The following is a 12,876-nucleotide window of genomic DNA, read 5'->3' as shown; positions in this document are numbered from 1 at the left end:
AAAATGGGAATGATCGACCATATAAAGCGTTAAGGCCGGGATGGAAGCGTCTTGGGGCATTGCAATTATGACGAGCATCGGCAAAAGCGGGCGAATGTTACAGGAACCGGACAGTAGGGGACGCGATGAGCGAACGAGCCGATATGGCCGAACCCCGGCCGGACGAATTGGGCGATATTGCCGCTGAACAGGCCGAATCCCGCCATGACGAGGATGACCGGCTGAAGGGGCAATTCGTCTCCGCCGTGCTCGACGCGGTGGAGGAGGATGATCGCGACCGCGCGCGCGAACTGGTCTCGCCGCTGCACCCCGCCGACATTGCCGATCTTCTCGAACTCACCCCGTCCGAACGGCGCGGGGCGGTGGCGGCGGCGCTGGGCGATCTGGTCGGCGCGGAGGTTCTTTCCGAACTCAACGACTATGTCCGGGAGGATATTCTCGACGCGCTGCTGCCCGAGCAGGTGGCGGAGTTCGCCGCCGAACTCGACACCGATGACGCGGTCGCCATCATCGAGGATATGGAGGAGGCCGACCAGCAGGCCGTCCTCGAAGCGATGGAACCGGAAGACCGCGCCGCGATCGAAAGCGCGCTGTCCTATCCGGAGGAATCCGCCGGCCGCCTGATGCAGCGCGACCTGGTCGCGGTGCCGGAACATATGACGGTCGGGCAGGTGATCGACTATCTGCGCGACAATCGCGACCTGACGTCGGATTTCTGGGAAATCTTCGTCGTCGACGAAGCGCATAAGCCGATCGGCACCTGCCAGTTGAGCTGGGTGCTGACCTGCCCGCGCAGCGTCGCCATGGCCGACCTGATGAAGCGCGAACAGACGCTGATCCCGGTCGACATGGACCAGGAAGAGGTGGCGCTGCGCTTCCAGAAATATGCGCTGATCTCCGCCGCCGTCGTGGACGCCAGCGGACGGCTGGTCGGCATGATCACGGTCGACGACATCGTCCACATCATCTCCGAGGAAGCGGGCGAGGACATTCTCCGCCTGTCGGGCGCGGGCGAGGGCGACATCAACCAGCCGATTCTGGAAACCGTGCGCACGCGTTTGTCCTGGCTGGTGGTCAATCTGGGCACGGCCATTCTCGCGGCATCGGTGGTCGGGCTGTTCCAGGCGACCATCTCCAAATATGTCGTGCTCGCCGTGCTGATGCCGATCGTGTCGGGCATGGGCGGCAATGCGGGGACGCAGACCATGGCGGTGGCGGTGCGCGCGCTCGCCACCAATCAGCTCACCAGTTCCAACACCATCCGCCAGATCGTCCGCGAATTCCGCATCGCCAGCGCCAACGGCATGGCGCTGGGCATATTGATCGGCGTCGCGGTGGGGTTGATCTACGGCAATCATGATCTGGGCATCGTCATTGCGCTGGCCATGCTCATCAACAATCTGGTGGCGGGTTTGTCGGGCATATTGATCCCGGTCGCGCTGGATCGGGTGAATGTCGATCCCGCCGTGTCATCCGCCGTGTTCGTGACCACGATGACGGACGTGATGGGTTTCTTCTCCTTCCTTGGTCTTGCAACGGTCTGGGGTTTGTAACGGGCCTTGACCGCCGCCGGTCAGCGCCCATCTTCGCTTCATGCCGCTCCACCTCACCAAGATCGCCTTTCAGAGCGAAAGCCCCGCCACGCTCCGCGCCTGGCTGGAAAGCCATGCAGAGGAAGCGCGCCTGACCACGCGCTATCTGCCCAAGCGGCTGGAGGAATTGGCGGGCGGCTCGCTCTATTGGATTCACGGGCATCAGCTTGTGGGCCGCAGTCCGATCTTGGGCTTTCAGGAAACCGGGCAGGGCCGCTATTGGATTAGGCTCGAACCGCGCCTGATCCCGGTCCGCGCGCAGCCCAAGCGCGCCCATCAGGGCTGGCGCTATCTGGAGGGAAAAGATGCCCCGCCCGATCTGGGTGCGGGCGAGGCCGATGATCTGGATGCGATGCCGACCAGGTTGCTGGGGGAGCTGTCGCGGTTGGGATTGCTGTAAGGTCTTGGTTGCCGTGTTCCTGCGGCAGGAACCCAGTCCCGCCGTCTGAACTGGGCTCCTGCCTTCGCAGGAGCATGCTGGTCATCAGACGAGCATCTTCACCTGCTCTCCAATCTCTCGCAACTCCTTCACGAAGCGCGCTCGTTCCTCCATTTTGCGCGTTTCATCCGGCACTCGCGGCAGATAGCTGGAGCCTTGGGTGCCGCTCTCCAAAGCGATCGGCGCACCGCGCAGGCCGCCGTAGCGCCCAGGGACTCTCCTCGCGCAGATGGCTCTACTCATCCGCTTCCGCGCGCTGCAATTCCGCCGGTTTGCGCATGGCGAACAGCGCCGCCAGCTTCTGCTCCTCCTCGGCGGTCAGCTCCCTGGCCGCGTTGGGAAACATCTCCTTCTCTTCCTCATCGATATGGTGAAGATAGCGCTTCTTGAGCTGGACGAAGACGCCGTTCCACTCCTCGCCATTGAAGGAAAGCCCGGCCATCTCTTCCAGATAATCGTCGATTTCCTTATGCTCGGAAACGCTGTGCTGGGCATCTTCGCGCAGATCGGGCCGCGCCAGCATGGTGGAGTAGAGCGTCTCTTCCTCCGCCGCCGCATGGGCCGTCACTTCCACCTTGAACTGTTCGAACAGCTTTTCCAGCCGGTCGGGCTGGCCCTTCGCATCGGCCATCTTGTCGAATAGCTGGCGATGCGCGTCATGATCCTGTTTCAATCGGTCGAAAATGCTGGCGTCGGCCATGGACATGCTCCTTCTCGTCAGGAAGGAACAACGATGGATCGCGGCTTTGGGTTCAGCCGAAAAGGGCGCGAAAGATGATCGCGACGGGAATCCAGAGCAGCCCGCCGATAACGCTGGCGGACCAGAGCTGCACCAGGTCGCGGCGGAAGCGCACCGCCAAGCCATGCGTGGACAGACCGCTCCGGTCGAGCATTTCCCAGCGCCGTTCCAGCCCCCGCGCCGCGACGGCGAAGCCGCCGATCGCGATGATGATGCCCAGATGCAGCAGCAGCGATCCGCCCATCTTGGCGACGATGAAAATCTGAAGCACGCAGAAAACGACCAGGGCGGCGGCCAGATGGGTGCTCATCCGCCGGGAATGACCCGTGCGGCGGGTTGCGCCATCGTTCCACTTCGTCGCCAAAAAACCGACCCCTTCCTTGCGTCGGACAAGGAAAACATGAACGCTCGCATCGATCAACGGCAAAATGCGGGCGACTCACGGAAAAAGCTCATATTGGGTGGTGGGCGGCGCGACGTTCAGGTGCAGCCGAGCGGCCTAATCCCGCCAGCTCGAATCGATGCGGTCGATCCGGCGGACCATCGCCTCGAAATCGGGAACGCCGGGGCCGGCGGGCAATTGCACGCCGCTCAGGTCGCGCTGATGCACGGCGACGACCTCGGGCGGAATCTCCATCGGGGTTCCCGCCGCGCCGGTCGCCACCTGAATCTCGCAGGCGCGCTGGAGCATCCACTGGGTCAGAAAGGCTTCCGGCAGCGACTTCGCCATGACCAGCGTGCCGTGATTGCGCAGCATCATGATGCGGCGGGCGCCCAGATGGGCGATCAGCCGCTCGCCCTCTTCGGGACGGATCGTGACGCCTTCGAAGTCATGATAGGCGATTCGGCCGGTGAAGGCCGCGGCGTAGAAATTGGTGGGGGTCAGCCCCTCGCGTGTGGCGCTCACCGCCATGCCGGCGGTGGTGTGGGTGTGGATGATGCAATGGGCGTCGGGCAGATGGCGATGGAAGATGCTGTGCTGGGTGAAGCCGGCGCGATTGACCGGATAGGGGCTGCCGTCCAGCACATGGCCGTCAATGTCGATCTTGACGAGGCTGGACGCGGTCACTTCGCTGTAGAGCAGGCCGAAGGGGTTGATCAGAAAGGCGTTTTTCTCTTCCGGCACGCGCAGGGTGATGTGGTTGTAGATCAGCTCCGACCAGCCCAGATGATCGAAAATGCGGTAACAGGCGGCAAGTTGCTGGCGGGCGGCCCATTCCGATGCTGACATGTCGGGGCGTTTGGCGGCGGTCTTGGCGGCGGTTGCCATGGCGATCCTCCTTGCTATTTTATGGTGCCGACTATCCCCCTTGCGCCGGGCTGTGTCGAGGGGGACGGCTTTTGGGTTGAATTTGCGCGACTCTGCTGGTAGGGCGCGCCCCACACGGCGCAGGGTGACCTGCGGCGACTCACCGCTATTTCATTCGGGTGGCCCGTCGGGAAGGGTTATTTCCTGGCGATCCGTCCGTTTTCGACTGGAGTTTGACTGGCTTATGCAAATCATCGTTCGCGACAACAATGTCGACCAGGCCCTGCGCGCGCTCAAGAAGAAGCTGCAGCGTGAGGGCGTGTATCGCGAGATGAAGCTGCGCCGTCACTATGAGAAGCCCTCGGAAAAGCGTGCCCGCGAAAAGGCGGCCGCCGTTCGCCGCGCCCGCAAGCTGGAGCGTAAGCGCGCCGAGCGCGACGGCGTCCGTTAAGGACTGCCGTTTTCGGGACGGTCGCCTGATCGTCCCGTTCTCCTGCTGAAAACGTCACCCGCATCAATCCGCGAGGCATAGCGCATGTCCACCACGGCCGTTCCCCTTCGTCCTATCGCCAAGGGGTCGCTGACGCGTCTCTGGATCGGTGTCGCCGCGGTCGCGTTGGCTGCCGGTGGTCTGGCCTGGGCCGGGCAGCAGGGCGTGAAGCCCTCGCCCACCAGCTTCCTGGTGCATAATGGCGGCGAAGAGGGCGTGGTGACGACCGAATCGGGCCTGCAGTACAAGGTGCTGGAGGAAGGCGCCGGTCCCAGCCCGACCGCCGCCGACGTGGCGCTGGTGGGCTATAAGGGCACGCTGCTCGATGGCACGGTGTTCGACGAGAATCCGCAGACCGCGATGCCGGTCGACGGCGTGGTTCCCGGCTTCTCCGAAGGCCTGCAGAAGATGAAGAAGGGCGGCAAGTACCGCCTGTGGATTCCGCCGCAGCTTGGCTATGGCGAGCAGGCGGCTGGTCCGATCCCGGCCAATTCGGTGCTGGTGTTCGACGTCCAACTGCATGATTTCAAGTCCAAGGCGGACATCATGCGGATGCAGCAGATGATGCAGCAGCAGGGCGGGATGCCGCAGGGCATGCCGGGCCACTGAGTTCGGCATAGTTGGAAAAGCCAAAAGGGTCGGGATTTCCCGGCCCTTTTTTCTTGGAATGTCTCCTGTTCGGTGTGACCCGTGTTCCTGCGCAGGCAGGAACCCAGTTCTGCCGCCCGATCCGACACTTGTTTCGTTCGGGGGTCTTCGCAGCAGCACGCGGTTCTCAACGGCTATCCCGGAACAGGAGCCGCACTCCTCTCAGCCCTCGGCGCCCATGATCAGCAGGATCGGCTGCTCTAGGCCTTTGTTTTGCCGCGCTTTCCGAATCAGCAGATGATTTTATCTGCTTAGAAAACGCTCTAGCAGAACGAGCAGCGCCATTCGCTGGGGCCGGGTTCCTCGATGCGGTTTTCGTCCCGCTCAACCCAAGCCCCTATCCGAAAAGCTTATTTCGGCGGAGTAACGCTCGCCGGGCGCAGGCTGTTCCCCGCGCGTCCGCCGCGGAAGGCATGCAGCCAGCTCAACGGGTTCCAGGACGAATCGCCATCCAGGGAAAAGGTGATGAACTCCGCCCGGCCGCCAATGGCTTCCCACGGCACCGGCCCGCCCAGCCCATTTTCCTCCAGCGGCGCGCGGCTGTCGGCGCTATTGTCGCGATTGTCGCCCATCAGGAAAACATGATTCGCCGGGACGCGCACCGGCCCATACCAGTCGAGCGTGCTCGGCCCCATGTCGATGGTGACATAGGTCTTTCCATTGGGCAGCACTTCCTGGCGCACCGGCAGTTCGCACCAGCCTTTGCCGTTCACGTCCGTCACCAGCGCGCCGGGGAATTGCGTGGGCGGGCAGGGGGCATTGCCGTCCACCGGAATGCGGATCGGTTTCAGCACCTTCTGCGACACCGGCACGCCGTTCAGCACGACCTGGCCACTGCGCACCTCCACTATATCGCCCGGCAGGCCGATGACCCGCTTGATATAATCCTCCCGCTTGTTCTGCGGCGAAACGATGACGATGTCGCCGCGTTCCGGCATGCGTCCGAAAATCCGCCCTTTCAGGAACGGCAGCGGGTGGAAGCTGGGCGAGACATAGGACCAGCCATAGGGAAATTTGCTCACCACCAGCCGGTCGCCCTTCAGCAGCACCGGCATCATCGATTCGCTGGGAATGTAGAAGGGCTTGGCGACGAGACTGTGGAAAGCCAGGACAGCCAGGATCAGCAGGGTGATGCTCTTGACCTCCTGCCACCAGTCGACCGAGGTCTTTTCCGGTTCGGATGCCGGGGCCGGCTGTTCGGAGGGGGCAGGGTCGTTCTGGGTCATGTCGGCTGCCGTCATGGGAGGATTTCCGGCTGAAGAAGCACTGCGTTTATAACGGCAGAACTTCGATGATCACAAAGGCTTGTGCCCATGGATGATCGTCGGTTAGCGTCAAGTGAACGACCGGGCGATGTCCCGCCGGAACCAGCGAATCCAGCCGGGCGAGCGCCCCGCCGGTCAGGTGCAGCGTCGGCGCGCCGCTGGGGCCGTTGACGACGCCGATATCCTTCATGAACACGCCCTTCCTGAAGCCGGTGCCGACGGCCTTGGAAAAGGCTTCCTTGGCGGCGAAGCGCTTGGCGAGGGTTCCCGCCTTGGTGAAGGGGCGGCGATTGGCCTTGGCCCGCTCGACATCGGTGAACACGCGATTCTCGAACCGCTCCCCAAAGCGATCGAGCGAATTCTGGATTCGCTCGATATTGCAGAGGTCGGAGCCCAGGCCGATGATCAACGGGCCAGATCCATCTGGCGGCGCATTTCGCGGATGCTGCTCTCCAGTCCGCTGAAGATCGCCTCACCAATCAGGAAATGGCCGATATTGAGTTCTGCGACCTGCGGAATGGCGGCGATCGGCCCGACATTGTCGAAGGTCAGGCCATGGCCCGCATGCGGTTCTATGCCGTTTTTGGCAGCCAGTGCCGCCGCATCGGCCAGCCGGCGGAGTTCCTCGGCCCGTTCCGAACCCTCCAGATGCGCATAGCGCCCGGTGTGCAGCTCAACCACCGGCGCGCCGAGGCGAATCGCCGCCTCGATCTGCGCCGCATCCGGCTCGATGAACAGGCTGACGCGGACGCCCGCCTGGCCCAGCGCGCCGACGATCGGCCGCAACGCTTCGATCTGCCCTGCGGCGTCAAGGCCGCCCTCGGTCGTCCGCTCCTCCCGCTTTTCCGGCACGATGCAGGCGGCGTGCGGCCGATGCTTGAGCGCGATGCCCAGCATCTCCTGCGTCGCCGCCATTTCCAGATTGAGCGGCACGGTCAGCGCCGCCATCAGCGTGGCAATATCCTCATCGCGGATATGCCGCCGATCCTCGCGCAGATGAGCGGTGATGCCGTCGGCGCCCGCCTTGGCCGCCAGCAGCGCGGCCTTGACCGGGTCGGGATGCGCCCCCCCCCGCGCGTTGCGGATGGTCGCCACATGATCGATGTTGACGCCCAGGCGCAAAGGGGAAGGGGAGTGGGGCATGAGACTCTATTGCTTCCGGCTGCCGGGCTTGATCGCCGGGATCGCCGCCAGCTCGGGCGGGATCTGGTCGGCATCGTAGACCGGGAAGTTGATGCTGACGAGCGGGTAGAAGGGCACGCCCAATTCCACCTCGCCGGCCGATCGGTCGACCAGCGCGGCTTCGGCCAGGACGATGCCCCCTCCGGCCTCGACCGCTTCGATCGCCTGGCGCGAAGAGAGGCCCGTAGTCACCACATCCTCGACCATCAGCACCTTTTGCCCCGGCGTGATCGCGAAACCGCGACGCAGTTCGAATGTGCCTTCGGGCCGTTCGAGGAACACGGCATCCTTGTCGAGCGCGCGGCCGATTTCATGACCGATGATGAGGCCGCCCATGGCGGGCGAAACCACAAGGTCGATTTCCTGCCGCAGCTCGCGCGGCAATTTCTGCACGGTCGCGCGCGCCAGCCGGCCCGCGCGCTCCGCGTTCATCAGTACGCGCGCGCATTGGAGGTAATTGGCGCTGCGGCGGCCCGAGGACAGAATGAAATGCCCCTCCAGCAACGCGCCCGCAGCCCTGAATTCCGCTAATACTTCCTCGTCGGTCATCCGTGTCTTCGATCCATTCGCCCATGCCGTCCGCTGGCTTGCAAGACGGCATGCCTTCCCTGTCACAAGTCACCCCGTGATCGCGCCCCTGTGCGCGGGAAGCGAGATAGGCTCACCAACTAGGCGTTGCAACAGCGAAGAAAATCTGGTTGGGGAACCTTGAGGCGTAAAAAAAGATGCTTATAAGCCGCGGCAGACCGAAACGGGCGGGGGGACGTGCATGCGTGTGTCTTCGTTGCAGCGGCGCCAAGGGGTTACGGGGTAAGAAGACGCTATGAAAAAGGTGAAATCGCTCGTTCTTGTCGGGTTGTTGGCCTTCGCGCCCACGCTCGCGATGAACGGTCCGGTGCTGGCCCAGGAGAATGCCGCGGTCGCGGCTCCAGCCACCGGGAATGAGGCTGCTGCCGCCGATTCGGCCAGCAATGCCGCGGCGCCCGCCGCAGACGCTGCTCCCGCCGCCAAGGTGGCCGCCCCGCCGCGCATGAAGCCCACGCTGGGCATTGGCATGCCGATGCCGGGCGAAATCACCCTTCAGAAGCAGTTCTCGCCAACCGGCCACACAGCGCGCTGGCTGCATGACGTGCTGCTGCTGCCGATCATCACCATCATCTCGGTCTTCGTGCTGATCCTGATGCTCTATGTGATGGTCCGTTTCCGCCGCAGCGCCAATCCGACGCCTTCCAAAACCTCGCACAATACGGTGATCGAGGTGATCTGGACGGTGGTGCCGGTGGTGATCCTGCTGGCGATCGCGGTGCCCTCGATCGGCCTGCTCGCGGACCAGTACAAGCCCGCGCCCAAGGATGCGCTGACCGTCAAGGTCACCGGCTATCAATGGTATTGGGGCTATGAATATCCCGACAATGCCATTCCGGAATTCGTGTCCAACCTGCTGCCCAGGGACAAGGCGGAGGCGAATGGCGAGCCCTATCTGCTGGCGCCGGACAATCGCCTGGTTCTGCCGGTCGGCCGCCCGATCAAGCTGATCATCACCGGCGCCGACGTGATCCACAGCTTCGCGGTTCCCTCGCTCTGGGTGAAGATGGACGCGGTGCCGGGCCGCCTCAACGAGAAGAGCTTCACCATCGAGAAGCCGGGCGTCTATTACGGCCAGTGTTCGGAGCTTTGCGGCGCGCGCCACGGCTTCATGCCGATCGCGATCGAGGCGCTGGAACCCGCGCAGTTCGACCAGTGGCTGCTTTCGCAGGGCGGCAAGCTTCAGGGCGCTGCCGCAGCGACCACGGCCGAGGCTCCCGCGCCCGCCGCCCCCGCCAAGCTTTGATGTAAGGGCATAGACGCCATGACCACCATTACCGCAGATCATCACGGCGATCATGTGCATGAGCATCATGACGCCGACCACAAGCCGGCCTTCTTCCAGCGTTGGTTCATGTCGACTAACCACAAGGATATCGGCACCCTCTATCTGATCTTCGCGATCGTCGCCGGCATCATCGGCGGCGCAATCTCGGGCCTGATGCGCGCGGAACTCGCCGCGCCGGGCATCCAGTATCTCCAGGCCTGGGCGCAGTATAGCGACGGGCCGAGCGCCACGCTGGATCAGGCCTATCACCTCTGGAACGTGCTGATCACCGCTCACGGCCTCATCATGGTCTTCTTCATGGTGATGCCCGCGATGATCGGCGGCTTTGGCAACTGGTTCGTGCCGATCATGATCGGCGCGCCGGACATGGCCTTCCCGCGGATGAACAATATCAGCTTCTGGCTGCTCATCCCGGCTTTCGCCCTGCTGCTCGGATCGACCTTCGTCCCCGGCGGCACCGGCAACGGCGCGGGCACCGGCTGGACGGTCTATGCGCCGCTCTCGACCAGTGGGTCGGCGGGTCCGGCGGTCGACATGGCGATCCTCTCGCTCCACATCGCGGGCGCCAGCTCGATCCTGGGTGCGGTCAACTTCATTACCACCATCCTCAACATGCGTGCGCCGGGCATGACCCTGCACAAGATGCCGTTGTTCGTCTGGTCGGTGCTGGTCACTGCCTTCCTGCTGCTGCTCGCGCTGCCGGTTCTGGCCGCCGCGATCACCATGCTGCTGACCGACCGCAATTTCGGCACGACCTTCTATGATGCCGCCGGCGGTGGCGATCCGGAGCTGTACCAGCATCTCTTCTGGTTCTTCGGCCACCCCGAAGTGTACATCATGATTTTGCCGGGCTTCGGCATCATCAGCCAGATCGTCTCGACCTTCAGCCGTAAGCCCGTCTTCGGTTATCTCGGCATGGCATACGCCATGGTCGCGATCGGCGTCGTCGGTTTCGTCGTCTGGGCGCACCACATGTTCACCACCGGCATGTCGGTGAATGTGAAGATGTACTTCACCGCCGCAACGATGGTGATCGCGGTGCCCACCGGCATCAAGATCTTCTCCTGGATCGCGACGATTTGGGGCGGTTCGATCAGCTACAAGACCCCGATGGTCTGGGCGCTGGGCTTCATCTTCCTGTTCACCGTGGGCGGCGTCACCGGCGTGGTGCTGGCCAATGGCGGCGTCGACGACGTGCTGCACGACACTTATTATGTGGTGGCGCACTTCCACTATGTGCTGTCGCTGGGCGCGGTGTTCGGCCTGTTCGCGGGCTTCTACTACTGGTTCCCGAAAATGTCGGGCCGGATGTACAATGAATTCCTCGGCCATCTGCACTTCTGGGTGTTCTTCGTCGGCGTGAACATGCTGTTCTTCCCGATGCACTTCCTGGGCCTGTCGGGCATGCCGCGCCGCTATCCCGACTATCCGGAGGCCTTTGCTTATTGGAACAAGGTCGCGAGCCACGGCTATGAGATCATGGCGGTTGGCATGCTGATCTTCTTCGTCAACCTTGTCTGGTCGCTGGTCGCCGGCAAGAAGGCGGAAGGCAATCCCTGGGGCGAAGGCGCCACCACGCTCGAATGGACGCTGCCGAGCCCGCCGCCTTTCCACCAGTTCGAAACGTTGCCGGTCATCGACTGATCGCGACGACGGGCGTTCCGGTTTGCCGGAACGCCGGGATTGGCGTAAAGGCCGCCAATTCCTGGAAACAGGGCGATCCCGGCGCGGTCATCGTGCCGGGTGCCGCATGAGGAGACTATGGCAAGTACGCCGATCATGTCCGAAGGTTCGGCTTCCGTGATTCCCGCGCATTGGCGGGACTTCGTCGCGCTGACGAAGCCCAGGGTGATGACGCTGGTCGTCTTTACCGGGCTTTGCGGTCTGCTCGCGGCGCCAGGTCACATCCATCCGGTTCTGGCCTTCACGGCGATTCTCTGCATCGCGCTCGGTGCAGGCGCGGCGGCCACGCTCAACCAATGGTATGAGGCGGACATCGACGCGAAGATGAAACGCACGGCCAACCGTCCGCTGCCTGCGGGCCGGATGGACCGGCAGTCCGCGCTGCATTTCGGCGTCGGGCTATCCTTCTTCTCCGTGCTGCTCATGGGCATTGCGACCAACTGGCTGGCCGCGGCCGTGCTGGCTGTGTCGATCCTATTCTACGTCTTCGTCTACACCATCTGGCTCAAACCCCGGACCGCGCAGAATATCGTGATCGGCGGCGCGGCAGGCGCGTTTCCGCCGGTGATCGGCTGGGCGGCGGTGACGGGTGACATCAGCGCCTTGCCGGTCGCCCTGTTCATGCTGATCTTCTTTTGGACGCCGCCGCATTTCTGGGCGCTCGCCCTGTTCGTGAAGACGGATTATGCCGCAGCAGGCATTCCCATGCTGCCGGTCGTCTCCGGCGAAGTGGTGACGCGCCGCCAGATCTGGTTCTACACCGCGATCATGGCGGTGGCGGCGATGGCGCCGGTGCTGATGCATTTGACCGGGCCGATTTACGGAACAACCGCTCTGCTGGGCACCGCACTCTTCGTGATCATGGCCTTTCAGATCCTGCGCCGGCGCGAGAGCGACCCCGCGCGCATGGCGCCGGAAAGACGGCTGTTCAAATATTCGATCCTCTATCTCTTTCTGCTCTTTGGCGCGGTAGTCGTCGACCGGTGGGTGTTCGCATGACTCCAGAAGAAGACAGGCAGGTCCGCGCCCGGCAGAAATCCCGCGCCATCGTGACGGGGCTGTTATTGGGTGCGCTGGTCATCCTCTTTTACGCGATCACCATCGCCAAAATCGGTGGCGGGCATTGATGGCGAGCCTCCCCCCTTCACCCTTCGACCGGGATCGCCGCAATCGGCGGACGATGATCGCCATGGCGGGCGTGGGCCTTGCCATGCTGGGTCTCGGTTTCGCCTCGGTGCCGCTCTATCGCATGTTCTGCGAGCGAACCGGTTTTGGCGGCACCACGCAGCGCGCCGCCGCGAATGTCCAGGTCAGCGAAGCGGTGGGACACCGCGTGTCGATCCGCTTCGATTCCAACGTGACGCCGGGCATGCCGTGGCAATTCTATCCCGAGCATCACACCCGCACGGTGACGATCGGCGCGCGCAACATGGCGATCTTCGTCGCGAAGAACATGTCGGACAAGCCGGTCACCGGCACCGCCAGCTTCAACGTCACGCCTTTGCAGGCGGGCGCTTATTTCACCAAGATCCAGTGCTTCTGCTTCACCCAACAAACGCTTCAGCCGGGACAGCAGGTGCGCATGCCGGTGATCTATTATGTCGATCCGAAGATATTGACGGATGCCGACAATAAGGACACGCAGGAAATCACGCTCAGCTACACCTTCTATCCTGTTGAGCAGGATAAAAAGCCAAGCTAAGGCTCAATTATAAC

Annotated in this window: 17 protein-coding genes; 9 read left to right on the top strand and 8 right to left on the bottom strand. The window is 63.2% G+C overall.

Annotation, left to right across the window (positions count from 1 at the left end):
• The first annotated feature begins 125 nt into the window (after nt 1–125).
• Complete coding sequence (mgtE, locus tag HHL26_RS21110) at nt 126–1,553, top strand: magnesium transporter (RefSeq protein WP_066553969.1); 1,428 nt, start codon at nt 126–128, stop codon at nt 1,551–1,553.
• Between the two features lie 40 nt (nt 1,554–1,593).
• Nucleotides 1,594–1,992, top strand: a complete 399-nt coding sequence (locus tag HHL26_RS21105; protein WP_066553972.1) for a DUF1489 domain-containing protein — start codon at nt 1,594–1,596, stop codon at nt 1,990–1,992.
• A gap of 84 nt (nt 1,993–2,076) precedes the next feature.
• Here HHL26_RS21105 and HHL26_RS21100 read toward each other — a convergent pair whose 3' ends face one another.
• The 4 genes from HHL26_RS21100 to HHL26_RS21085 form a co-directional block, all read right to left on the bottom strand.
• Nucleotides 2,077–2,274, bottom strand: coding sequence for a hypothetical protein (locus tag HHL26_RS21100; RefSeq protein ID WP_066553975.1), 198 nt, complete (start codon nt 2,272–2,274; stop codon nt 2,077–2,079).
• Complete coding sequence (locus tag HHL26_RS21095) at nt 2,267–2,731, bottom strand: hemerythrin domain-containing protein (RefSeq protein WP_169576697.1); 465 nt, start codon at nt 2,729–2,731, stop codon at nt 2,267–2,269. Before HHL26_RS21095 ends, HHL26_RS21100 begins: the two co-directional genes overlap by 8 nt.
• Before the next feature lie 52 nt (nt 2,732–2,783).
• Complete coding sequence (locus tag HHL26_RS21090) at nt 2,784–3,134, bottom strand: hypothetical protein (protein WP_066561344.1); 351 nt, start codon at nt 3,132–3,134, stop codon at nt 2,784–2,786.
• A gap of 135 nt (nt 3,135–3,269) precedes the next feature.
• On the bottom strand, nt 3,270–4,040 hold the full coding sequence (locus HHL26_RS21085) for a class II aldolase/adducin family protein (protein ID WP_066553980.1): 771 nt from the start codon (nt 4,038–4,040) through the stop codon (nt 3,270–3,272).
• 223 nt (nt 4,041–4,263) lie between these two features.
• On the opposite strand from HHL26_RS21085, the gene rpsU reads away from it, so the two are divergent.
• Nucleotides 4,264–4,470 (top strand): 30S ribosomal protein S21, encoded by a 207-nt coding sequence (gene rpsU / locus HHL26_RS21080; protein ID WP_004208618.1) that lies wholly within the window; start codon nt 4,264–4,266, stop codon nt 4,468–4,470.
• Nucleotides 4,471–4,554: 84 nt separating this feature from the next.
• A complete protein-coding gene (locus HHL26_RS21075) occupies nt 4,555–5,118 on the top strand; it encodes an FKBP-type peptidyl-prolyl cis-trans isomerase (RefSeq protein WP_066553982.1) in 564 nt (187 codons plus the stop codon).
• A 389-nt stretch (nt 5,119–5,507) separates the two neighbouring features.
• Here the strand turns inward: HHL26_RS21075 and lepB are convergent, their stop codons facing one another.
• The 4 genes from lepB to pyrE are packed head-to-tail and all read right to left on the bottom strand — an operon-like array spanning nt 5,508 to nt 8,153.
• Nucleotides 5,508–6,398: a signal peptidase I gene (gene lepB / locus HHL26_RS21070; protein WP_066553985.1), complete on the bottom strand. Its 891-nt coding sequence runs from the start codon at nt 6,396–6,398 to the stop codon at nt 5,508–5,510.
• A 31-nt stretch (nt 6,399–6,429) separates the two neighbouring features.
• Nucleotides 6,430–6,831, bottom strand: coding sequence for a holo-ACP synthase (gene acpS / locus HHL26_RS21065; protein WP_066553988.1), 402 nt, complete (start codon nt 6,829–6,831; stop codon nt 6,430–6,432).
• Nucleotides 6,828–7,565, bottom strand: coding sequence for a pyridoxine 5'-phosphate synthase (locus HHL26_RS21060; protein ID WP_066553990.1), 738 nt, complete (start codon nt 7,563–7,565; stop codon nt 6,828–6,830). The genes acpS and HHL26_RS21060 overlap by 4 nt, the downstream gene beginning before the upstream one ends.
• Nucleotides 7,566–7,571: 6 nt before the next feature.
• Complete coding sequence (pyrE, locus tag HHL26_RS21055) at nt 7,572–8,153, bottom strand: orotate phosphoribosyltransferase (RefSeq protein WP_066553991.1); 582 nt, start codon at nt 8,151–8,153, stop codon at nt 7,572–7,574.
• A 274-nt stretch (nt 8,154–8,427) separates the two neighbouring features.
• On the opposite strand from pyrE, the gene coxB reads away from it, so the two are divergent.
• The 5 genes from coxB (at nt 8,428) to HHL26_RS21035 (ending at nt 12,862) form a co-directional block, all read left to right on the top strand.
• Entirely contained in the window at nt 8,428–9,435 is a 1,008-nt protein-coding gene (coxB, locus tag HHL26_RS21050) for a cytochrome c oxidase subunit II (protein ID WP_066553992.1), read from the top strand.
• An 18-nt stretch (nt 9,436–9,453) separates the two neighbouring features.
• A complete protein-coding gene (ctaD, locus tag HHL26_RS21045) occupies nt 9,454–11,121 on the top strand; it encodes a cytochrome c oxidase subunit I (protein WP_066553993.1) in 1,668 nt (555 codons plus the stop codon).
• 117 nt (nt 11,122–11,238) lie between these two features.
• Nucleotides 11,239–12,159 (top strand): heme o synthase, encoded by a 921-nt coding sequence (locus HHL26_RS21040; RefSeq protein ID WP_066553995.1) that lies wholly within the window; start codon nt 11,239–11,241, stop codon nt 12,157–12,159.
• Nucleotides 12,156–12,287, top strand: a complete 132-nt coding sequence (locus HHL26_RS24545; RefSeq protein WP_254911587.1) for a hypothetical protein — start codon at nt 12,156–12,158, stop codon at nt 12,285–12,287. Before HHL26_RS21040 ends, HHL26_RS24545 begins: the two co-directional genes overlap by 4 nt.
• Nucleotides 12,287–12,862 (top strand): cytochrome c oxidase assembly protein, encoded by a 576-nt coding sequence (locus HHL26_RS21035; RefSeq protein WP_066553996.1) that lies wholly within the window; start codon nt 12,287–12,289, stop codon nt 12,860–12,862. The genes HHL26_RS24545 and HHL26_RS21035 overlap by 1 nt, the downstream gene beginning before the upstream one ends.
• The last annotated feature ends 14 nt before the right edge of the window (nt 12,863–12,876 follow it).

The sequence above is a fragment of the Sphingobium sp. TB-6 genome, from assembly GCF_012927365.1.
Lineage (GTDB): Bacteria > Pseudomonadota > Alphaproteobacteria > Sphingomonadales > Sphingomonadaceae > Sphingobium.
The sequence above is the reverse complement of the archived record's forward strand: the minus strand, read 5'-3'. Positions and strand labels throughout refer to the sequence as shown.

Excerpts from the sequence above, each read along its gene's own strand:
- mgtE (WP_066553969.1), top strand. The coding sequence starts at position 126 with ATGAGCGAACGAGCCGATATGGCCGAACCCCGGCCGGACGAATTGGGC.
- HHL26_RS21105 (WP_066553972.1), top strand. The coding sequence starts at position 1,594 with ATGCCGCTCCACCTCACCAAGATCGCCTTTCAGAGCGAAAGCCCCGCC.
- HHL26_RS21100 (WP_066553975.1), bottom strand. The coding sequence starts at position 2,274 with ATGAGTAGAGCCATCTGCGCGAGGAGAGTCCCTGGGCGCTACGGCGGC.
- HHL26_RS21095 (WP_169576697.1), bottom strand. The coding sequence starts at position 2,731 with ATGGCCGACGCCAGCATTTTCGACCGATTGAAACAGGATCATGACGCG.
- HHL26_RS21085 (WP_066553980.1), bottom strand. The coding sequence starts at position 4,040 with ATGGCAACCGCCGCCAAGACCGCCGCCAAACGCCCCGACATGTCAGCA.
- rpsU (WP_004208618.1), top strand. The coding sequence starts at position 4,264 with ATGCAAATCATCGTTCGCGACAACAATGTCGACCAGGCCCTGCGCGCG.
- HHL26_RS21075 (WP_066553982.1), top strand. The coding sequence starts at position 4,555 with ATGTCCACCACGGCCGTTCCCCTTCGTCCTATCGCCAAGGGGTCGCTG.
- lepB (WP_066553985.1), bottom strand. The coding sequence starts at position 6,398 with ATGACGGCAGCCGACATGACCCAGAACGACCCTGCCCCCTCCGAACAG.
- HHL26_RS21060 (WP_066553990.1), bottom strand. The coding sequence starts at position 7,565 with ATGCCCCACTCCCCTTCCCCTTTGCGCCTGGGCGTCAACATCGATCAT.
- pyrE (WP_066553991.1), bottom strand. The coding sequence starts at position 8,153 with ATGACCGACGAGGAAGTATTAGCGGAATTCAGGGCTGCGGGCGCGTTG.
- coxB (WP_066553992.1), top strand. The coding sequence starts at position 8,428 with ATGAAAAAGGTGAAATCGCTCGTTCTTGTCGGGTTGTTGGCCTTCGCG.
- ctaD (WP_066553993.1), top strand. The coding sequence starts at position 9,454 with ATGACCACCATTACCGCAGATCATCACGGCGATCATGTGCATGAGCAT.
- HHL26_RS21040 (WP_066553995.1), top strand. The coding sequence starts at position 11,239 with ATGGCAAGTACGCCGATCATGTCCGAAGGTTCGGCTTCCGTGATTCCC.
- HHL26_RS24545 (WP_254911587.1), top strand. The coding sequence starts at position 12,156 with ATGACTCCAGAAGAAGACAGGCAGGTCCGCGCCCGGCAGAAATCCCGC.
- HHL26_RS21035 (WP_066553996.1), top strand. The coding sequence starts at position 12,287 with ATGGCGAGCCTCCCCCCTTCACCCTTCGACCGGGATCGCCGCAATCGG.